This window comes from Sphingopyxis sp. GW821-FHT12F08 (assembly GCF_058806755.1).
Genome location: NZ_JBXAQA010000002.1, coordinates 822,291 through 842,299, shown reverse-complemented (window position 1 = coordinate 842,299; position 20,009 = coordinate 822,291). Strand labels below are relative to the sequence as shown.

The following is a 20,009-nucleotide window of genomic DNA, read 5'->3' as shown; positions in this document are numbered from 1 at the left end:
CGACGGGTGGAAACAGGAAGGGCGGTCCGGAAACGGGCCGCCCTTTTTGCTTGTGGGCAGAGGTTCCCAGTGGCGGCTTTGGGGTGGGGAGGAACTTGATGTCCCCTCCCGCCCGAGAAGGGACGTTTCGGGAAAACGGCTAAAGCAAATCCAAACTCCCCAGCGCCAACGCCTGCCGCGCCGGCCTTTCCGCCATCACCGCGAACATTTCGTCGCCGCGGGCCGTGCGCTCGACGCTCATCGAGGCGAAGACGGCCATGAAATAGCCGCTGAGCGCCCCGATGCGATAGTCGGTCCACAGCGCTTCGGGGTCGGCATCGATGCCCGCGGCCTTCAGCGCCGCTATCCAGTGGTCGAAGGCGGGGCGGTCGGCAGCGGCGCGTTCGAAGGGGTCGGCGATGCTGGTGCCGATCAGATAGGCGAGGTCGTTCGCGCCGCTGCCGCGCCCGAGCGTCTGCCAGTCGACCAGCCAGCAGCGGTCGCCGTCGGGGCTGAACAGGATATTGTCGATGCGCAGGTCGCCGTGGACGAGCGTCCGCGCGGCGGGTTCGCGGGTGAGGTAAGTGTCGAGTTTCTCGACGATGCCCGCGCCGATATCGAGGATGTCGGGCGACAGGCGCCCCGCATAGCGCTCGCGAAAGCCCAGATAGAGCTGCGGGAACATCGCGCGGATCAGCTCGCCATTGTCGCGCGCGATATAGGGCATATGCGCGAGCCGGACGTCGTTCCACATAAAAGCGTGGAGCCTGGCCGCGGCCTCGATGCAGGGGATGAGACCGGCAAGGCCGCGCCCCGCGAGCTGGTCGCCCTGCGCCGCCGGCGCGAGGTCGGAGAGGATCAGCAGGAATTCGACGTCGTCGTCGGCGATATCCTCGAAATAGCAGGTCGGGGCCGGGACGCCGCTTGCCTGAGCAAGGTGGCGGTACCAGCTGACCTCCTTGACATAGGTGCCGGTGAGCTTGGCGATGTTGCGGCTCGCCTCGTCGTGGCTCGGGCATTTGGCGATCACGGTCGCGGGGGCGTCGATGCCCGCCTCCCAGTCGAGCGCCAGGCGATAGCTGTCGCACATCTGCCCGGTACCGACTTTGGTCCAGGTGAAGCCGCGTAGCGCTTCGCGATGCCCGAACAGCGCGCCGAGGAACAGCGGGGTGATCGCCTCGGGCGAGGTCGGGAAGCTCATGATATCGGGTCCATCAGGCCGGTGAGGCCGGTCGGGGCGTGCGGGCCGACGAACAATTGTTCGAGCACGCCGAGACCGCGATGGACCGTGCCGCCGTCGACGAGCTCGGCGGTGACCAGCGCCTGGATATGCATCGCGAGCGGATTGCCCCAGCCGCGTTCGGCCTCGGACAGGCTGTCGAATGCTACCGCGAGTTCGGGCCCGTGATCGAGGCCGTGCCCCCAGGCGGGATGGGTGTAGCCGAGCCCGCTCATCGCGAAGACCGGGCCGGTCGGGGTCAGCGTCAGCGCGCGTCCGCTCCCGAGTTCGGTGCGCTGCGCGGCGACGCGGCGGCTGCCGGGCTGCCAGTCGAGCGCGAAGCTCGCGGCGTCGAAATGCTGTTCGCTGCCCCCATTGTCCTTTGTGTCGCCGACGATCACCGCGCGGCGGTTCCACGGATTGCCTTCGCCATCGTCGTTGCTGTGGAAGAAGAGCGAGGCGTGGTCGAAATTGCACGGCGTCCACAGCCAGAAGAACTGGTTGAAATTGCCCTGCGGCGGCGGCTGCGGTTCGGCGGCGCCGACCGGACGGATGCCCCAGCTGCGGTCGCGGGTGCCGGTCCAGCCGTCGCCGACCGGCACCCGCGCGCCATCGACAGCCAGCCAGCCCGCCCAGCGGCCGTTCTGCGTCATCCGCGTATAATCCATGAACAGCCGCGTACCGTTGCGGCGGATGAAGCGAGGCTCCAGAATCGGGAAATGGCGGCCGGTGAAGGTCAGTTCGGCGGCGAGCGGACCGTCGCCCGGCGCGATGCTCAGCGTGACGCGTTCGAGCGGCGCGTCGATGGAGATCGAAATCGGACCGACCGAAAGGTCGAGCCGCTCGCCCGTCGAGCGGCGGCTGGCGCGGAGGTTATGCTGGACGCCGTCGACGAGGACGCAAAAGGCGGCGTCGACGATGCCGAGCTGCGGATAGAAGCCCATCGCGGCGGCGAAGAACACCGACCCGTCGGAGCTGGTGCCGTTGAAGAAATAGCGGTCGTAGAAATTGCGGTCGGTGCCCGCAAAGGCCACCGGCTCGCTCGTCTGGTGCAGCGGAAAATCGTCGCCCTTGGTCAGCATCGTCGATCCTCATCCCGTTTTTTGTTGCAACCTAACGGGATGGAGCGGCGCGTCAATGCAGCGTCAATGCACCGGCGGATCGACCGGCGGCACCGCGCCCACGGGGGCGACCGGCTCGCCGGGTTCGCGCGGCGGCAGCGCGTCGGGCGGGATGGCGCCGATCTGCATGTCGGGGGTCGGCACCTTTTCGAGGTTGCGCACCCGGACGTCGATCGCGGAACCGGCGACACGCAATTCGTTGAAGCTCGGCGGGGTCGAGCGGATGCGCTGCGACAGCGTGCCGGCGCCGATCATGCGGATGGGGCCGTCGCGCGTGTTCTTCACAAGATCGAAGGCGTCGTGGACGTGGCCGGTGAGCACCGCCGCGACCCCGCGCGAGGCGAGCGCGCGGAGCGCCGTCTCGCCGCCGCGGGTGAGCGCGCGGCCGCGCGTGCCCGCCTCGACGAGCGGGTGGTGCGCGGTGACGAAGACGGTCGTGCCGCGCGGCAGCGCGTCGATCGCCGCCATCGTCTTGTCGAGCGCGCCGCGCGTCACCCAGCCCTTCGACCAGTCGAACCGCCATTGCGCGCGCGCTGTGGTCTTGAGCGGGACGACCGCGACGCGCTCCAGCTCGAGCTCGCGCTCGACCAGTCGCTCGATCCGGCGGATGCGGCGATAGGGCCAGAAGAAGCGCGCGAAGGGATTGAAATATGGGAGGTCGTGGTTGCCGACCTCGACCGTCACCGGCACGTCGAGCCGCTCGATCCAGTCGCAGGCGGCGGCGAATTCATGGGCACGCGCGCGCATCGTCAGGTCGCCGGTGATCAACACCGCGTCGGGCTGTTCGGTCTTTACGCAATGCGCGAACCAGTCGAGCGCGGTCCGGTCCTCGAGTCCGAAATGCAGGTCGCTGATGTGGAACAGGCGGGTCATGCGGTGGCGAGGAAATCGACCGCGCTCATCCCCAGCGCGAAGCGGGCGGGCGAGGGGACTTCGCCGAGCTCGCCGTCATATTCGAGGCTGATCGCCGCCGCGCTTTCGAGCAGGATCGTCTCGGCGGTCGCGATCGGCTCGCTGGGGCCGTCGCGGAAATCGCCGCCGAGCCAGGCGAGGCCGTGGCGCAGCACGTCGCCGGTGCCTTCGGTCAAGATGCCGTCGGCGGCGATGCCCTTTTCGGTCGGGGTCAGGATGACCGCCGGATAGGCCTTGCCATGGCCCGCGACGGCGACGCCCGGCGCGTTCAGCATCGTATCGAGCGCGTCGGGCGCGGCGCGGCTCGCCTCGATCAGCCCGTCCTGCCGCATCGTTTCGCGCACCTCGGCCCAGCGCGTCGCGGGACCGGCGACGACGGTGATGAAGGCCTCGCCGCGGCCGGAGCGGATCGTCGGGATCGCGCGGCGGCGGCCCTTGCCCGCGAGCGCATCGGCCAGGATATCGGGCGCGGGGCGGTCGCCGTGGAGCTGTTTCGACAGCAGGTTGAGCGTGCCGCCGGGCAGCGCCAGCAGCGCGCCGTCCCAGCCCGCCGCCCCGGTCGCGGCGGCGTTGATCGTGCCGTCGCCGGTCCACACGAGCAGCAGGTCGATCGCCTGCCGGCGCAATGCATCGGCATCGGGAATGTCGGCATCGGGCAGCACGAAGGTCGCGGCGAGCGGCGCGCCCGCGGCCCGGCACACGGCCTCTATGGTATCGCGGATCGCAGGGTCAAAGCTGCCGCTCTGGTCGTTGCAGATCAGCGCGGGGCGGGTGAAGGCGTCGGTCATCGCGGGTTCCTACGCACGAGCGCGCAAAAGGTGGCGGCTTGTTCGGCGGCGCGCGGGCCTGTAGGGCGCGGGCCAGAGGGAACCCATGGATAAGCCAGTCAAGGGACAGCGGCGGTTGATCAAATATCTGATACTCATCGGGCTGCTGATCCTGTTGTTCGGCGGCGGCACGCGGCTGATCGTCGGCGGCGGGGCGAAGTCGCTCAACCTCGGCGACAAATGGCTTGGCAATGGCGACGGCGCGACGCTGCAGGTCGCGGGCCAGCCCTATGGTTCGGGACAGCGCAACAAGCTCGACATCTGGGTGCCGACGGGGACGACGAAGAGCGATCGGCTGCCGGTGATCGTCTGGCTCTATGGCGGCGGCTGGTACAGCGGCGCGCGCGGCGATTATGGCTTTGCGGGGCGCGCTTTCGCGAAGCAGGGCTTTATCGTCGTGATCCCCGACTACCGCATCGTGCCCGAGGGGCATTGGCCCGATTTCCTGGAGGACAGCGCGGCAGCGGTCGCCTGGACCGAAAAACATATCGGCGATTATGGCGGCGATGCGGGGCGGATCGCGCTGTCGGGGCATTCGGCGGGCGCCTATAATGCGGCGATGATCGCGCTCGACCCGCAGTGGCTGAAGGCGGCGGGCAGCGATGCGTCGGTGATCCGCGGCGTGGCGGGGCTGGCGGGCCCCTATGATTTCTATCCGTTCGAAAAGGGCGGGCGCGCCGATGTCGCGATGGGCGATATAAGGCCGGTCGAAAAAACGCAGCCGATCCATTTCGTGCGCGCCGATGCGCCGCCTTTGTGGCTCGGGCATGGGACCGCCGACACGGTGGTGCGGGTGCGCAACAGCGAGCGGCTGGCGGCGGCGATGGCGAAGGTCGGCGGGTCGGCGCAGCTGCGCACTTACGATGGGCTCAGCCACAACGACCTCGTCATGGCGCTGACCGGGCCGCTGTCGTACAAGGGGCCGATCCTGACCGAGGCGACCGACTTCCTGCGCGGCGCGACCGCGAAGCGGGTGGCGCCCGCGCAATGACTGCGAAGATTTCGGCAATCGTGATGGCGGGCAGCCGGCCCGGCCCCGATCCCTTGCTCAGCGGCACCGGGGTATCGACCAAGGCGCTGCTGCCGATCGCGGGGCGGCCGATGCTGGTGCATGTCGTCACTGCGCTGCGTGCCTCGCCGCGCGTGGGACCGATCACGATCCTCGCGCAGAACAGCGCCGAGCTCGCCGCCGAGCCCGGGCTGGCGGGGCTGGCAGACCTGCATTTTTCGGATTCGGGGCAGGGGATCAGCAGCTCGCTCGCCGCCGCGCTGCCGCCGGGCGACGATCCGGTGCTGGTGACGACCGCCGACAATGTGCTGCTCACCCCCGCGATGATCGCCGAGTTTCTCGACGGCGCCGAGGGCAGCGACGTCGCGGTCGCGATGGTCGAGCGCGACGTGCTGCTCGCGCGCTATCCCGAATCGAAGCGCACCTGGCTGAAGTTCCGCGGCGGTTGGTGGTCGGGGGCAAATATGTTCCGGCTGCGCGGGCGGCGCGTCTTGCCCTTGCTCGACTTCTGGGGGCGCATCGAGCGCGACCGCAAGAAGGGGCTCAAGATCGTCGCGGCCTTTGGGCCGTGGCTGCTGATCGGCGCGTTGCTGCGGCTGTTCACGATCCAGCAGGGGGTCGCGCGCGCGGGGCTGCGCTTCGGGCTGAATGCGACCGTGGTGCCGATGAGCGATCCCGAGGCGTGTATCGATGCCGATAAGCCCGCTGATATCGAGCTGATCGAGAAGATCATGGCGGCCAAGACCGCCCTCTAATTCCGTTCGTGTCGAGCGAAGTCGAGACACGCCGAGTTCGTGCTTGCTTTCGCGTGTCTCGACTTCGCTCGACACGAACGGGGAGGGAGGTTCAGGCTGAAGTCAGCGCCCGGTCCACCGCCGCCTTCGCGATCGCCAGCTCTTCCCCATAGGGAATCGTCGCGTCGATATCGACGATCGGCGCGCCATTGAACGCCAGCAGCGGCACCGTCTCGACCTTGCGCGTGATCAGAGTGCGGTCATGGTCGGGCTTGCGCGCCATCACCGTGTCGACATCGACGTGCAGGCGGATGACGAGCGTCGGCCTGTACGCCGCCATCTCGGCATAGAGCGCGCGCTCCTCGGCCTGCATTGCGGCGAGGCGCGGGCTCGTCGCGACGCCGGCGAGGATCGGGCCGTCGTGGAGGCCGGGGACCTCGAGCTGCGGATAGCGGTCGGTGACGATCACCTTGCCCGCGCGGCGCTGTTCGATCAGCGCGTCGAACTTGGCGCGGCGCTTCTTCGATTTGTTCAGCGCATAGCGCGCCGCGAGATATCCGGGGATCGGCTCGCCGGGTTCGCGCAAGCGATCGGCGATGCCGTCGAGGAAGCGGTGCAGCGGCGGGCCGATGACCGGCCAGCGCCCGATGCGCCGCCCCTGCTCGCCCGAGCCGAGGCCGAGATAGCCGCTCTCGGCGCTCCGCGTCCGCTGGATATGCGCGAGCAAATCCGCCGACAGGGTCGACTTGCCCGACCCATCGCTGCCGACGACTGCGATCAGGGGAGCGAGATCGCTCCCCATATACTCAGCTCAGTTCCTTGAAGAAGCCGACCATCTTCAGCCCGCCGATGATGAAGCGGACGACGACGAGCGCGCCGAAGGCATAGACCCAGTTCCACTGCGGAGCGGTCAGCGCATCGAAATTGAAGTCGAGCCGCGCGAACCAGGTCAGGAACACGGTCGTCGCAAGCAGGAAGAGCTTGTTCTGTTCGCGCCAGATCATGCGTTTCCACCAGAAGGGGTATTTGGGCTTCACCCAGCCGTGGAGACGGGGGAGCAGCGCGGGGACGTCCTTCGCCCATTCGGCGTGCGCCGCGCCGAACTTCTCGCGCAGATATTCTTCCTCATAGATCGAGATGCGCTCGTAGATCAGGATCGCGAGCAGGAAGACGATCGCGCCGAACACCCAGCTGCCCGAGAGCATCGCAAGGCCGGTGAAGTTGAGGATACGCCCGACATAGAGCGGATTGCGCACCAGGCTGTAGGGCCCCGTGGTGTTGAGCTCGCTCGCCTCGGCGGCGACCTTGGCGCGGCCCGAGGTGCCGAGCGCGGCCCAGCCGCTGGTGAAGATGCGGACGATCGCACCCGCGCTCGCGACGCCGAGCGAGACCCAGAACCAGGCACAGTCGCCGAACGCGGTCCGGAACGGGCCCCAGTCCTTGCTGCACCAGGCGATCAGCACCGAGATCGCGATGGTGATATAGATATAGGTGCCGCGAATGAAGAAAAGGCGCTTGCCGCTACGCGCGAGTTCGGTCTGGTACATGTGGGTCCGCCTGTTGGCCGCAGAGGCGCGGCGTCAGAATAAAGTGGGACGTCTCTAGCGATTTTTGCGGCCAAAATAAGACCGAAACTTTCAGACCAGCCGCAGCTTGCGCGCCGTCTTGCCCAGCGACGCCCGGTCAGCATGGGGGAGGGCGAAGCGCAGCGACAGCCAGATCGCCGCGACCGCGAGCAGGATGATGAGCGGCAGCGCGATCGCATCGGGCAGGCGCCCGGCGAGCAGCGCCGCGCCGCCCGCGACGAGCGTGATCGCGATACCGCGCAGCGCGACGGCCGGGAATTGATGATCGAACGGGTGGAGCTTCTCGTTCATCGCGAGCTGGAGCATCGGGATGCCGCCCATGACGACGAGCCCGATCGACATCGCGAGCGTCACCCCGGTGAGCGCATTCATATGGCCGACGATCAGCCAGCCCGCGCCGACCGCGACGATCACCCCGACGATGCTCGCGGTGAGCTGGTGGCGGAAGGCGGCCACGACCTGGAGCACCGGCAGCGAGATGCCGAGCACCGCTTCGGCGGCGCGCGCGAAGAGCAGGATGACGACCGCGGCCTGCGCGACCTTCGCCTCATGCCCGAACAGGCTGAGCAAGGGCGCGCTGCCCGCGGCGAGCACTGCGGCGAGCGGCAGGGCGATCGCCATGATCAGCCGCGTGGCATAGGCATAGATGTCGGCGACCTGTGCGCGGTCGGCGCGCTCGGCGCTCGCCGCCAGCGGCGCGAGCACATAGACGAAGGCGATGCGGACGAGCTGGACGACGCTCGACAGCTTGCGCGCGATGGTGAAGAGGCCCGCCGCCGCCGCGCCCACCGCGCCGGGCAGGATCAGGTTGAGGATCAGCGCGGGCGCGTCGCCGAACAATCGCGCGATGACGTTCGAGGGCAGGATCGAGAGCCCGGCCCAGAAGGTGTTCTTCGCGGTCTCGCCGCCGCGCCCGCCGCGCAGCAGTTCGCCGAAGACATAGTAGCGCCGCAGCAGCCGGACGCAGAGTATGGCGGTAATGGCGAGCGAGCAGAGGTGCGCGATGAACAGGCCCTTGAGGCCGAGCCCGCCGGCGAAGAACAGGCCGGCAAAGACCAGCCGCATGATCTGTTCCCACACGATGCGCAGGCGGATTTCGGCGCCGAACACCATGCGCGCGCGCATCGCGCTGGTCGCGATCTCGACAAAGGCCCAGAGCGGCAGCGCCCAGACGAAAAGCTGGATCGCGGGGACGACGAGCGGCCGGTGCTTCGCCGCGACATTGAGGAAGGGCGCGAGGTCGGCGGCGAAGGTCGCGATCAGGCCCGCGACGATCAGGCAGGGACCGACGCCCCACAGCATTGCGGTGCGCAGCGCCGCGGCGGCGTCGGCGTCGCTCGCCGACTGCGGCACGGTGCGCTGCATCGCGCTCGTCATGCCGAGGTCGAAGAGATTTTCGAGCAGGTTGATCGTCGCCCACAGTACCGCATAGAGGCCGTAGCCAGCGAGCCCGAACATCAGCACATAGAGCGGCTGCGCGACGATCTCGACCACCGCGCCCAGCCGCGCGAGCACGGTCGTGCCGAGTCCCTTCGCGACGCTGCGGCTGGTGACGGCGGGCTGGGCGGTCTCTTCGCTCATTGCGGCGCCAGTAGCGATTGTTGAGCCAGTAAGAAAGCAGGCATCGTACCCCTGCGAAGGCAGGGGCCCATCACCGGACCGTTCGGCATGAAACGACCGGCGGTGGCGGCCTCCGCGGGCAGGAGATGGGCCCCTGCCTTCGCAGGGGCACGCGAAGGTTTTTTGCCTCCAACAACCCTTGCCCCCACTGCGCAACGGGTCTAGGCCGACCGCGACTGCATCAGGGGAGCCAGACAAATGGCCGAATTTCGCCTGCCCAAGAACAGCCGCCCGCAAAAGGGCGGCCAGACCCACAAGGCCGCGGGCGCGACCAACGTCAAGACGTTCAAAGTCTATCGCTACGACCCCGACAAGGGCCAGAACCCGCATTTCGATACCTTCGAGATCGACACCGACACATGCGGTCCGATGGTGCTCGACGCGCTGATCAAGATGAAGAGCGAGCAGGATTCGACGCTGACCTTTCGCCGCTCGTGCCGCGAAGGCATCTGCGGCAGCTGTTCGATGAACATGAACGGCAAGAACGGCCTCGCCTGCACCACCGCGATCGAGGATCTGAAGGGCGACATCCGCATCACCCCGCTGCCGTCGATGGACGTGATCAAGGACCTGGTCCCCGACTTCACCCACTTCTATGCGCAATATGCCTCGATCGAGCCCTGGCTGAAGACCAAGACCACGACGCCGAGCGGCAAGGAACGCCTCCAGTCGCCCGCCGAGCGCGAGAAGCTCGACGGCCTCTACGAGTGCATCCTCTGCGCCTGCTGCTCGACCAGCTGCCCGAGCTATTGGTGGAACAGCGACAAGTTCCTGGGCCCCGCGATCCTGCTCCAGGCCTATCGCTGGCTCGCCGACAGCCGCGACGAAATGACCGGTGAGCGGCTCGACGAGCTCGAAGATCCCTTCCGTCTCTATCGCTGCCACACGATCATGAACTGCTCGAACGCCTGCCCCAAGGGACTGAGTCCGGCGCGCGCGATCGCCGAGATCAAGAAGCTGGAAGCCGAGCGGCAGGTCTGATGCGGGGCTGGCTGCCAGCGCTATTGGCGCTGGCGCTCGCCGGCTGTGCCACCAATCCCAAGGTCGAATATGAGGACATGCCGCGCACCTATGCGCATGGCATCGGCGGGGCGACTTTCCTCGTCGGCGGCGGCTTCGATCCGGGCCGTTCGCCCGATGGAAACAGCCTGATCCTCTACGGGCCCGAAGGAGCCTTCGTGATCGACACGGGGCGCCATGCCGAACATCTGACCTCGATCAAGCTCGGGATGAGCGGGATTGGCATGACTCCCGTCGCAATCATCAACACGCATTGGCACCTCGATCATGTCAGCGGCAATCCCGCGCTGAAGGCGGCGTTTCCGGAGGTCAAGGTTTATGGGACCTCGGCGATCGACGGGGCGCTGACCGGTTTCCTTGCTAGGAGCGCCGAATCGTCGCGCCAGGCACTCGCCGACGGGACCGTCCCGCCGAGCGCGGTTGCGGAGATCGAGGGCGACCTTGCGACCATCGCGCGCGGCGCCGAGCTGCGGCCCGACGTGATCGTCGATGAATCGCGCGACATGGCGATCGCAGGGCGGCCGCTGTCGTTGCGCGTCGCGCCGCACGCCGTGACCGAACGCGACCTGTGGATCTATGACGCCGCGGAGAAGCGCGCGATCGTCGGCGACCTCGTCACCGTGCCCGTGCCCTTCCTCGACACGGCCTGTCCCGAAGGCTGGCTGGCGGCGCTCGATGCCGTCTCCGTATCGGGGGCCGAGCAGGTGGTGCCGGGACATGGGCCGATCATGGACATCGCGGCGTTCGGCACCTGGAAGAGCGCCTTTGCCGATTTTGTCACCTGCGCGCGCGGGCCGGGCGCGCTCGACGCCTGCTCGGCGGGCTGGCTCGCGGGCGCGGCGCGGTGGATCGGCCGCGATACGACGCGCGCCACGGCGATGGCCGACTATTATGGCGCGCTGATCCGCAGCGGAAAACTCGACGGCTATTGCCCGGCCTGAACGGCCGGCCCGGTCAGGGCGTGACCGGGCTTTGCGGGACCGACGTCGTGTCGGGGTCGTGCACCGGCTGCGGGCTGGGGTCAGGACTCGGGCTCGGATTGGGGCTCGGGCTCGGTTGCGGGCTGGGGCTCGGATCGGGGCTCGGTGACGGATTTTCGCTCGGAACGGACGCCATGACTTTTCTCCCCCTCGTTTCTCCTCGAATGGAGCAAAAGTATAGGGGAAGCGCTACTCATTCACAACCGAAACACCTTGCAGACGTGGCGTCAAACCGGAAAGCAATATTTTTTCATGATCTTACAGGATAGCTATCTTTACGCGCACGGTACTGTGGACGGCCCTCATATTTGACAGCGTCGCCGCGGCCATTATGCGGGGCGGATCGGCGCGCGCAACGGGACGGATAGTGAGGGCATGAACGACGGCATCGAGGAACCCAAGCGCCGCGACAATTTCAGCGCCGAGGAGATGGACGGCGGTTGGGTCAGCTGGAACCTCAAGGACCCGAGCCGCTTCAACGCCTTCATCGAGCCGCTGTCGGTGCGCGTCGAACCCGACACGTCCGACGGCCGCCCGCAGGCGCGGGTGCGGATGATCCCCGAGCGCAAGCACAGCAACCTCGGCGACAACGTCCATGGCGCGGTGACGCTCGCGCTCGTCGACATCGCGCTGTTCGCGGCGTCGCACCAGTTCGGCTCGCTCAATGCCGGCCATTCGGTGACGCTCGACCTGTCGACCCAGTTCGTCGGCGCCGGCCGGCTTGGCGAGCCCCTCGACGCGATCGTTGAGCTGGTGCGCGAGACGGGGCGGCTGATCTTCCTGCGCGGGCTGGTGGTCCAGGGCGCGAAGGACGAGCATATCATACTCACTTTCGCGGGCACGATCCGCAAGGCGAGCAAATGACGGGGGTACTCGCCGCCTATGACGCGCTGGTCGCAGGCGGCGAGCTTCAGCCCGATGCCGAGCAACGCGCCGCCGCCGAGCGGCTGAACCGGCTGCAGGAGGAGCTCGAGGCGGTGCCGCCGCGCGGCAGCCTGCTGTGGCGCCTCGCGGGCCGCAAGCCCGAAGCGCCGCGCGGCGTCTATCTGTGGGGCGCGGTCGGGCGCGGCAAGTCGATGCTGATGGACCTCTTCTACGACCAGCTCGCCATCGAGCGGAAACGGCGGGTCCATTTCCATGCCTTCATGATCGACGTCCACGCGCGGATGCGCGAGGTGCGCAAGACCGAGAGCGGCGATCCGATCCCGCAGGTCGCGGCGGCGCTGGTCGAAAATGTCCGCTGCCTCGCCTTCGACGAGATGGTGGTCAACAACAGCGCGGACGCGATGATCCTCTCGCGCCTGTTCACCGCGCTGATCGACCGCGGGGTGACGGTGGTCGCGACCTCGAACCGGCCGCCGAAGGATCTCTACAAGGACGGGCTCAACCGCGAGCATTTCCTGCCCTTCATCGCGCTCGTCGAGGCGCGGCTCGACGTGATGGGGCTGAACGGCCCGACCGATTATCGCCGCGACCGGCTGGGCGATGGGGCGCGCTGGTTCGTGCCCGCCGACGACGCAGCGAGCGCGGCGCTGTCGGCGGCCTTTTTCCGGCTTACCGACTATCCGCCCGAGGACCGCGCGCATGTGCCGACGCTCGATCTCGACGTCGGCGGGGGGCGCCTGCTCCACGTGCCCAAGGCGCTGAAGGGTGTCGCGGTGTTTTCGTTCAAAAAGCTCTGTGGCGAGGCGCGCGGCGCTTCCGATTACCTTGCGGTCGCGCGGCATTTCCACACCGTGATCCTGGTCGGCATCCCGCGCATGGGGCCCGAGAACCGCAACGAGGCGGCGCGCTTCGTCACGCTGGTCGACGCGCTCTACGAATATAAGGTCAAATTGCTCGCAAGCGCCGCGGCCGAGCCCGACGCGCTATATGTCGCGGGCGACGGCGCGTTCGAATTCGAGCGAACCGCGAGCCGCCTGTCCGAAATGCAGTCCGACGATTATCTGGCGCTCGGCCACGGTCAGGACGAGATCGCCTGAGATTCTTTTTCCGTTTAAATTGAACTGTAGCCCTGAGCCTGTCGAAGGGCGCTTCTCGGTGAGGCGCCCTTCGACAGGCTCAGGGCTACGGTGATGCGCGATTCGATCAGAGCTAGGCGAGGACCAGCAACACCCCGCCGGTGATCTTCCCCCAGCGCGACGAGTTGATCGTCACCGCGATCAGGTCGCGGACATAGCGCACTTCATGCACGATATGGCCGATCGCCTGCTCGACCGTGCGGCGCAGCGTGCGGAGCGGCTTGGGTGCGGCGACGGCGATCCGCGGCGCGCGCGCGGACGGGGCGGGCAGGGTCGCGAAGCCGCCGCTGCTCACGCGCGCATCGCCCGCGACGGCGCGGCACAGCGCTTCCATTCGTGCGATGGCGAGGCCGTTGGGCACCGCGCGGTCGCGGCTCAACAACTCGAAGCTGTGGCTGAAGGCCGAGAACTGCACCGCGCCGCTCGCCGCGCTATGGCCCAGCGCGTCGCGCATTTCCTCTTCGGACATCGCGCACAGCTGCGCGGGGCGAAAGCGGTTGGCGCGGTCCATCAGCCCGCTCACCGGGACCTCGACGACCCCCTGATGCGCGCGCATCGCAAGGTTGCCGGGGTCGAGCGATATCGCGCAGCCATGGTCCTGGTAGGCGCCGTTGAAGCTGCTGTCGAAGCGGAAGCCGAGCGTCGCGAGCGCGCGCAGCGTGTCGTCGTTGGCGCCGAAATTGCCCGCGCGAAAGGCGGTGGGCCTGGGCGCGCCCGCGCCGACGAGGATGTCGCGCGCGAGGCCGATCAGCTTCTTCTGCGCGGCGAGCGGGAAATCGCCGATGTTGCGGCCGGTATGGCGTCCCACGGGGTTGAACCGCGCGAAGGCGAGCCATTCGGTGTGGATGTGCAGTTGCACTTCGTGCCCGCGCGCGAGGATCGGCTGGACGATCCGGTCGACGATCTCGGGGCCGTAGACCAGCGCGGGCATCGGATCGACGAAATAAACCCCGGTCAGCCCGTGGTGTTCGAGCATGTCCATCTGGAAGTGGATGCCATAATCGCCCTCGCGGCAGCGGCCGAGGATCGAGCTTTCGAAATTGGCGCGCGCGTCGGCGCCCCGTTGATAGAGGCCTGCCGACAATTCGGTGTCGAAACTGATGATTGCCCGCGTCATCCCCGCGAGCCTAACAGGAACGGGGTATAGGGAGGGTTAATCGCCGCCCGCGTTCGTGGTCAGAAGCGCAGCGTTACATCGACCCCGGCGCCGTTGGTGCTGCCCCACGGGAAGATCTGCACCCGGTCGTCGGCCCTGGTCGTGATCAGATGCCCCGTCGCGGTGCCGATCGCCGCGCCGACGAGCACGTCGCCGACGCGGTGCTTGCGCGCCTCGACGCGGCTGAGGCCCACGAAGGAGGCGACGACATAGGCGGGCAGGCCGGCCTCCCAGCCGTAGCGATTGTGCAGCGTCGCCGCTGCGGCGAAGCTGGTTGAGGTGTGGCCTGAGGGGAAGCTCTTGTTATCGCTGCCGTCGGGGCGGCGCGACGGGAAGGCTTCCTTCAGCCCCTGGGTGATCAGGATGGTGCCGCCGATGCTGCCCCCCGCCTCGAGCACGCCTTCCCAGTCGCCCTGCACCGCGGGCACGCCGAAGGCGACGACGACGAGCGCATTCTTGGCGATCGTGCCGGCGTCGTCCCAGCCTTTCTCGCTGGCCTGCGCGGGGGCGGCGAAGGTCAGCGCGATTGCCATGCCGGTGGTGATCAGGGGGTAGCGCATGGATTTGCCTTGCCTTTGCTGCAGGCGCTCTCGACGCCCCGATGAGCGGTCCATAGCGCAATCGAGCGCGCCATGCGACTTTGGCGGATCGGTCCAATGCCTTGCGCCGGAATCCCGTGTATATTTACCGCGCAATATGTCCGTCGAGTCGAAAGGCGAAGCGCCATGTATCGACGCGCGATCCGGCGCAAACAGCGTATCAACAGCGGGGCAGTCGCGCCGCAACCGGCACCGTTGCGCGCGGCCTGGTCGCCGCTGACCTCGCTCGCCGGCGTGCCGTCGCGCGAGCCGCCGGTCATCGGCGCCGCGAACGACCCTGCCGAACGTCAGGCCGATGCTGCCGCCGACCAGGTGATGCGTCCGGGCGCAGAGAAAGTTGGGGCGATAACGGGGGCATCGTCCGGTGCCACGGTGCGGCGCGAGGCGGCGGGTGGGGACGCGGCCGGAGCGTCGTCCGCTGGGCCGCGGGCACGGAATGCATTGTCGGGGCTCGGCGCAGGGGCGCCACTTCCTCCGGCCGAACGTGCCTTTTTCGAACCGCGCTTCGGTGCCGATCTGTCGAAGATCCGTATCCATGCCGACAGCGCGGGCGCGGCGGCGTCGCGGGCGATCGCGGCGCGCGCCTTCACGCTCGGCACCGACATCGGTTTCGCGGCGGGGGAATATCGGCCGGGAACCGACGCGGGGCGCCGGCTGATGGCGCACGAGATCGCGCATGCGATGCAGGGCGGCGGCGCGGTGGTGCGGCGCAAATTGCTGGTCGAGAATCCGGCCGGCAAAATTGCCAATCCGACCGGCAAGGGGCTGGACCAGACCAACGCGAAGACGGGTGAAGACTATTTGCAGAAGCTATGCGCGGCGGGAGGGATCACCGTCGACGCCGCGAGCGGCATCGTCAGCGCCGCGACGGCCGATTTTTGTCCCAAGCCATATCCCGCCGATTTCGTCGGGCCGCCCGCGCCGTCGCCTGCCGACCTGTCATCGACGCCGACGGGCTGCGGCTGTCTGTGCGACGTCATCAATTCGACCCGAAACTACATCGTCCGGATCGATGACGGCGACTGGCCGCACACCGATCTGCCGACCGCGGTCCGCATGCCGATCCTGGGCACGCTGATGTGGGGGACCGACGACACGGTGGTGACGGCACCGTCGCCCAATTCGGACAAGATCTGGGGCGCCGCTTCGAAAAGCGGCAAGGAGATGCCGATCGATCCCTGGCTGGTATTGGGTCACGAATTATGCGGGCACGCCTGGCTGTCGGAAAAGGGGTTGCCCGACAGCAACGACAACCGCGGCGAAGGCGGCCACCAGGAGACGGTGGGGCGCGAAAATCTGCTTCGCGACGAGCATGGGCTGGAGAACCGCGGCGGCTTCAAGGATCCCTATTGCGGCGAATCTTTCTGGAAGGACAAGGCCGCGCCCGGGACGACCAATTGGTCGTCCTCGCTCGAACGCTGCCGCCAATGGCGCGAGAAGACCTATGGCAAGAAATACAAGATCAGCGACAAGATCCCGTGATCGCGGTGGAGATCGTCGCCGCGGCGGCGCGCGCGCTGCATTGGTCGCTGACCTACGAGGTCGTCAATCGCGGCACCGGGCCCGTGTGGATCAACGACGACGGCTTCCTCGCCTTTCGCCGCAGTGGAGGCCAGGTCCGCCTGTCGTTTGCGCGCGCGCCGATGGCGCCGGGCGCGATGCCCTTCGGCTATTTTGCGCCCGCGATGGTGAAGCTCGGCGCCGGCGAAAGTCTGCGCCGCGACCTCGCACTCGACTGGCCGCTGAGGCTCAGCAGGTTGTGGAACCCGGCGGGCGAGGCCCGGCTGCCGCCCGGCGACTATGGCGTGCGCGTCGAGATCGGCTATGCCGACACCGAAACACCCCCAGCGCCGGACGACGAGGGGCCCCTCGAGGATACCGTGCTCCGCTGGCAGAAATCATGCGTCAGCGCCGCCGTGACCTTGGTGGTTGATGCCTCGGCGGGCTGACGCTGGCGCATCTATTGCTATTGCGAACTGATTGCAAAAAAACCCGGTAATTCGGCCTTTTTGGCGGTTGTTTCCTTAAGGGAATCGGCGTAGGGCGGCGCCCAGTCTTGGGACCAGCCTGCGCTTTAGCCCGTGCGCCGGCCGGTTTTGTGCTTCATCGCCGGGCTTGCCACGAAGGGAGTGCCGCGCGCCATGGGACGCAAGAAAATCGCTTTGATCGGAGCCGGGAACATCGGCGGGACGCTGGCGCTACTCGCGGCGCAGAAGGAACTCGGCGACGTCGTCCTGTTCGACGTGGTCGAAGGCGTGCCGCAGGGCAAGGCGCTCGACCTGTCGCAGGTCGGTCCGATCGCGGGCTTCGATGCAAAGATCACCGGCTCGAACGATTATGCCGACATCGCCGGCGCCGACGTCATCATCGTCACCGCGGGTGTCGCGCGCAAGCCCGGCATGAGCCGCGACGACCTGCTCGGTATCAACCTGAAGGTCATGAAGGCCGTCGGCGAGGGCATCAAGGCCAACGCCCCCGACGCCTTCGTCATCTGCATCACCAATCCGCTCGACGCCATGGTCTGGGCGCTGCGCGAATTCTCGGGCCTCCCGCACAACAAGGTCGTCGGTATGGCGGGCGTGCTCGACTCGGCGCGCTTCAGCCACTTCATCGCCGACGAATTCGACGTGTCGGTGAAGGATGTGAACACCTTCGTCCTCGGCGGCCATGGCGACACGATGGTTCCCGTCGTCCGCTATTCGACGGTCAACGGCATCCCCGTTCCCGACCTGGTCAAGATGGGCCTGTCGAGCCAGGACAAGATCGACGCGATCGTCAAGCGCACGCGCGGCGGCGGCGGCGAGATCGTCGCGCTGCTCGGCACCGGTTCGGCCTTCTACGCGCCGGCGGCTTCGGGCATCGCGATGGCCGAAGCCTATCTGGGCGACCAGAAGCGCATCCTGCCCTGCGCCGCTTTTGTCGACGGCCAGTACGGCCTCGACGGCCTGTACGTTGGCGTGCCGGTGCTGATCGGCGCGGGCGGGGTCGAGAAGATCGTCGAGATCGAACTCGATGCGGACGACAAGGCGGGCCTGCAGGTGTCGGTCGACGCGGTGAAGGAACTGCTCGACGCGTGCAAGGCTCTGGACCCGTCGCTCGCGTGAGCCGCTGGCAGGCTTCGCTTCTACTGCTGATCGCGCCCGTCGCGGCGCGGGCGGAAGAGGCGCGCCTGCCGACGACCGAAGCGATGGTGGCGGGCGCCGATGCGTGCGCCACCCGCTCGCTCAGCGACGCCAAGATGGCGGAACGGCTCACCGGACTGGGCTGGGAAGCCAGGGACAAGGTGGATCCGGCCAAGGGCATGCGGCTTTCAACCTATGTCCGCGACGATGTGAAGCTCGTCTATTTCACCTCGCCGGAGATGAAACAGTGCATCGCGCGCGGAACCACGCCGCCGGATTTCGATCCGCAACCACTGTTGGCGGCGCTCTCGGCGAAGCTCGGCAAGACGCCGAAGGTCGACGAGCCCGGGAAGCGCTATCTCTATTTCCTGCCGCGGCTCGACATCTTGACCGTCCAGATCAAGTCGGATGCGGAGGGTCCCCATGTTGAAATGAGTGTCGTTCAGTAGCTTTGGGTTCGGGTCGTTTGTCGAATTGGGTCGCGAAGGAAGGAGTGGAAATGAAGTATTCTGTCATCCGCACCCTCGCGGCCGGCGCCGCGATGTTTGCCTTTGCGTCGCCCGCGCTCGCGGCGCCCGATATCATGTGGGTCAACCCCGGCGGCGGCCTGTCGGGGCTGGCGGTCGACGGCGCGCCCGTCGAACCGCTGAAGCCGGGCCCGCGTACCCTCGCGCAGATCGTCGAAGGTTTCGATACGCTGTGCATGAAGACCGGCTTCGACAAGCTCAAGGTCAATCCGGTGATCGCCGGGTCGGGTTGGGGTGGCGCCTATATGCCGAGCATGATGGCGATGGCGTCGGGCGAGGTCGACCTCGGTGGCTGGCAGGGCGCGGATCATTCGCTCGGCGTCGCGAAGGACGTGTTCTTCTCGCCCAATCCACAGTGCGTGCTGACGGTATCGACCGCGACGCAGTATCCCGCGGCCGAACTCTTCCCGGTGCTTACCGCGCGCTACGGCAAGCCCGCCAATTTTGCCGAGATGTTCGGCCCCGACGGCAAGCCCAACGACGCGACGCGTCCTTACTGGATTTTCGCCGCCGCCGCGCCCGACCGCGAGCGCATCCTTTTCGCCCGTTCGCTGTCGCGTGGCAGCGAGCATCGCATTCACCTGGCCCTTCTCGAAAGAAAGAAGGCGTCCTGACCACCCTTGGCCGTCCCTGTGGCCAAACCCACGGAGTTAACTGAACAATGTCCATTCTCGTCGACAAGAATACCAAGGTCATCACGCAAGGCATGACCGGCGCCACGGGGACTTTCCACACCGAACAGGCGCTCGCATACGGCACCCAGATGGTCGGCGGCGTCACGCCGGGCAAGGGCGGCACGACGCATATCGGCCTGCCCAACTTCAACACGGTCGAGGAAGCCAAGGCCGCGACCGGCGCGACCGCGAGCTGCATCTATGTGCCGCCGCCGTTCGCCGCCGATTCGATCCTCGAGGCGATCGACGCCGAGATGGAACTGATCGTCTGCATCACCGAGGGCATTCCGGTGCTCGACATGGTCAAGGTGAAGCGTGCGCTGTCGGGTTCCAAGTCGCGCCTCATCGGCCCGAACTGCCCCGGTGTGCTGACCCCGGGCGAATGCAAGATCGGGATCATGCCCGGCAGCATCTTCTCCAAGGGCAGCGTGGGTGTTGTATCGCGCTCGGGCACGCTTACCTATGAAGCCGTGTTCCAGACGACCAACGCCGGCCTCGGCCAGACCACCGCAGTCGGCATCGGCGGTGACCCGGTCAACGGCACCAACTTCATCGACGTGCTCGAACTCTTCCTCGCCGACGAAGCGACCAAGTCGATCATCATGATCGGCGAAATCGGCGGCGACGCCGAGGAGCAGGCCGCGCAGTTCCTGATCGACGAAGCCAGGCGCGGCCGCAAGAAGCCGATGGCCGGCTTCATCGCGGGCCGCACCGCGCCTCCGGGCCGCCGCATGGGCCACGCCGGCGCGATCGTGTCGGGCGGCAAGGGCGACGCCGAGAGCAAGATCGCGGCGATGGAAGCCGCGGGCATCAAGGTGTCGGCGAGCCCGTCCGAACTCGGCACGACGCTGGTCGAAGTGCTGAAGGAACGCGTCTGACCGGACGGCCCGCCGGCGCCCTTTG

At 67.5% G+C, this 20,009-nt stretch carries 21 protein-coding genes; 12 read left to right on the top strand and 9 right to left on the bottom strand.

The annotated features are described in order from the left end of the window. Positions 1 to 139: 139 nt before the first annotated feature. The 4 genes from AC1RNQ_RS08805 to AC1RNQ_RS08790 all read right to left on the bottom strand — a co-directional run bounded on the left by AC1RNQ_RS08805 (position 140) and on the right by AC1RNQ_RS08790 (position 4,019). Positions 140 to 1,180: a phosphotransferase gene (locus AC1RNQ_RS08805; RefSeq protein WP_493170538.1), complete on the bottom strand. Its 1,041-nt coding sequence runs from the start codon at positions 1,178 to 1,180 to the stop codon at positions 140 to 142. Further along, complete coding sequence (locus tag AC1RNQ_RS08800; protein WP_493170536.1) at positions 1,177 to 2,280, bottom strand: Rv3169 family protein; 1,104 nt, start codon at positions 2,278 to 2,280, stop codon at positions 1,177 to 1,179. The genes AC1RNQ_RS08805 and AC1RNQ_RS08800 overlap by 4 nt, the downstream gene beginning before the upstream one ends. A gap of 63 nt (positions 2,281 to 2,343) precedes the next feature. Further along, positions 2,344 to 3,192 carry a metallophosphoesterase family protein gene (locus AC1RNQ_RS08795; protein WP_493170534.1) on the bottom strand — a complete coding sequence of 283 codons (849 nt, stop codon included), beginning with the start codon at positions 3,190 to 3,192 and terminating at the stop codon, positions 2,344 to 2,346. Further along, positions 3,189 to 4,019, bottom strand: coding sequence for a diacylglycerol/lipid kinase family protein (locus tag AC1RNQ_RS08790; RefSeq protein ID WP_493170532.1), 831 nt, complete (start codon positions 4,017 to 4,019; stop codon positions 3,189 to 3,191). The genes AC1RNQ_RS08795 and AC1RNQ_RS08790 overlap by 4 nt, the downstream gene beginning before the upstream one ends. Before the next feature lie 85 nt (positions 4,020 to 4,104). Here AC1RNQ_RS08790 and AC1RNQ_RS08785 point away from each other — a divergent pair, with 85 nt between their 5' ends. Together AC1RNQ_RS08785 and AC1RNQ_RS08780 are read left to right on the top strand one after the other, a co-directional pair. Then, the gene (locus AC1RNQ_RS08785; RefSeq protein WP_493170530.1) at positions 4,105 to 5,049 is read left to right on the top strand and encodes an alpha/beta hydrolase; all 945 of its coding nucleotides are present in this window, start codon (positions 4,105 to 4,107) and stop codon (positions 5,047 to 5,049) included. After that, on the top strand, positions 5,046 to 5,822 hold the full coding sequence (locus AC1RNQ_RS08780; protein ID WP_493170528.1) for a nucleotidyltransferase family protein: 777 nt from the start codon (positions 5,046 to 5,048) through the stop codon (positions 5,820 to 5,822). The genes AC1RNQ_RS08785 and AC1RNQ_RS08780 overlap by 4 nt, the downstream gene beginning before the upstream one ends. Before the next feature lie 91 nt (positions 5,823 to 5,913). On the opposite strand, the gene AC1RNQ_RS08775 is transcribed toward AC1RNQ_RS08780, so the two are convergent. The 3 genes from AC1RNQ_RS08775 to AC1RNQ_RS08765 all read right to left on the bottom strand — a co-directional run bounded on the left by AC1RNQ_RS08775 (position 5,914) and on the right by AC1RNQ_RS08765 (position 8,968). Then, entirely contained in the window at positions 5,914 to 6,603 is a 690-nt protein-coding gene (locus AC1RNQ_RS08775; RefSeq protein WP_493170527.1) for a nucleoside/nucleotide kinase family protein, read from the bottom strand. Positions 6,604 to 6,607: 4 nt separating this feature from the next. Beyond that, on the bottom strand, positions 6,608 to 7,348 hold the full coding sequence (locus AC1RNQ_RS08770; RefSeq protein ID WP_493170526.1) for a methyltransferase family protein: 741 nt from the start codon (positions 7,346 to 7,348) through the stop codon (positions 6,608 to 6,610). 90 nt (positions 7,349 to 7,438) lie between these two features. Continuing rightward, a complete protein-coding gene (locus AC1RNQ_RS08765) occupies positions 7,439 to 8,968 on the bottom strand; it encodes a lipopolysaccharide biosynthesis protein (protein WP_493170524.1) in 1,530 nt (509 codons plus the stop codon). Between the two features lie 237 nt (positions 8,969 to 9,205). Between AC1RNQ_RS08765 and AC1RNQ_RS08760 the strand changes: the two genes are divergently transcribed. From AC1RNQ_RS08760 to zapE, 4 genes are all read left to right on the top strand, one after another. Then, the gene (locus AC1RNQ_RS08760; protein WP_493170523.1) at positions 9,206 to 9,988 is read left to right on the top strand and encodes a succinate dehydrogenase iron-sulfur subunit; all 783 of its coding nucleotides are present in this window, start codon (positions 9,206 to 9,208) and stop codon (positions 9,986 to 9,988) included. Beyond that, the gene (locus AC1RNQ_RS08755; protein WP_493170522.1) at positions 9,988 to 10,968 is read left to right on the top strand and encodes an MBL fold metallo-hydrolase; all 981 of its coding nucleotides are present in this window, start codon (positions 9,988 to 9,990) and stop codon (positions 10,966 to 10,968) included. Before AC1RNQ_RS08760 ends, AC1RNQ_RS08755 begins: the two co-directional genes overlap by 1 nt. A gap of 414 nt (positions 10,969 to 11,382) precedes the next feature. After that, positions 11,383 to 11,871 (top strand): PaaI family thioesterase, encoded by a 489-nt coding sequence (locus tag AC1RNQ_RS08750; protein WP_493170520.1) that lies wholly within the window; start codon positions 11,383 to 11,385, stop codon positions 11,869 to 11,871. Beyond that, on the top strand, positions 11,868 to 12,989 hold the full coding sequence (zapE, locus tag AC1RNQ_RS08745; protein ID WP_493170518.1) for a cell division protein ZapE: 1,122 nt from the start codon (positions 11,868 to 11,870) through the stop codon (positions 12,987 to 12,989). Before AC1RNQ_RS08750 ends, zapE begins: the two co-directional genes overlap by 4 nt. Positions 12,990 to 13,101: 112 nt before the next feature. Here zapE and AC1RNQ_RS08740 read toward each other — a convergent pair whose 3' ends face one another. Both AC1RNQ_RS08740 and AC1RNQ_RS08735 read right to left on the bottom strand, forming a co-directional pair. Further along, positions 13,102 to 14,145 (bottom strand): polysaccharide deacetylase family protein, encoded by a 1,044-nt coding sequence (locus AC1RNQ_RS08740; RefSeq protein ID WP_493170517.1) that lies wholly within the window; start codon positions 14,143 to 14,145, stop codon positions 13,102 to 13,104. Between the two features lie 59 nt (positions 14,146 to 14,204). Then, on the bottom strand, positions 14,205 to 14,744 hold the full coding sequence (locus AC1RNQ_RS08735) for a phosphatase PAP2 family protein (RefSeq protein ID WP_493170515.1): 540 nt from the start codon (positions 14,742 to 14,744) through the stop codon (positions 14,205 to 14,207). A 165-nt stretch (positions 14,745 to 14,909) separates the two neighbouring features. On the opposite strand from AC1RNQ_RS08735, the gene AC1RNQ_RS08730 reads away from it, so the two are divergent. The 6 genes from AC1RNQ_RS08730 (at position 14,910) to sucD (ending at position 19,984) form a co-directional block, all read left to right on the top strand. After that, complete coding sequence (locus tag AC1RNQ_RS08730) at positions 14,910 to 16,265, top strand: eCIS core domain-containing protein (protein ID WP_493170513.1); 1,356 nt, start codon at positions 14,910 to 14,912, stop codon at positions 16,263 to 16,265. Next, positions 16,262 to 16,732 (top strand): hypothetical protein, encoded by a 471-nt coding sequence (locus tag AC1RNQ_RS08725; RefSeq protein WP_493170512.1) that lies wholly within the window; start codon positions 16,262 to 16,264, stop codon positions 16,730 to 16,732. The genes AC1RNQ_RS08730 and AC1RNQ_RS08725 overlap by 4 nt, the downstream gene beginning before the upstream one ends. A 192-nt stretch (positions 16,733 to 16,924) precedes the next feature. Next, the gene (mdh, locus tag AC1RNQ_RS08720) at positions 16,925 to 17,887 is read left to right on the top strand and encodes a malate dehydrogenase (RefSeq protein WP_493170510.1); all 963 of its coding nucleotides are present in this window, start codon (positions 16,925 to 16,927) and stop codon (positions 17,885 to 17,887) included. After that, positions 17,884 to 18,354, top strand: coding sequence for a hypothetical protein (locus AC1RNQ_RS08715; protein WP_493170508.1), 471 nt, complete (start codon positions 17,884 to 17,886; stop codon positions 18,352 to 18,354). The genes mdh and AC1RNQ_RS08715 overlap by 4 nt, the downstream gene beginning before the upstream one ends. A gap of 50 nt (positions 18,355 to 18,404) precedes the next feature. Further along, positions 18,405 to 19,046, top strand: a complete 642-nt coding sequence (locus tag AC1RNQ_RS08710) for a hypothetical protein (protein WP_493170506.1) — start codon at positions 18,405 to 18,407, stop codon at positions 19,044 to 19,046. A gap of 47 nt (positions 19,047 to 19,093) precedes the next feature. Continuing rightward, the gene (gene sucD / locus AC1RNQ_RS08705) at positions 19,094 to 19,984 is read left to right on the top strand and encodes a succinate--CoA ligase subunit alpha (RefSeq protein WP_493170504.1); all 891 of its coding nucleotides are present in this window, start codon (positions 19,094 to 19,096) and stop codon (positions 19,982 to 19,984) included. The last annotated feature ends 25 nt before the right edge of the window (positions 19,985 to 20,009 follow it).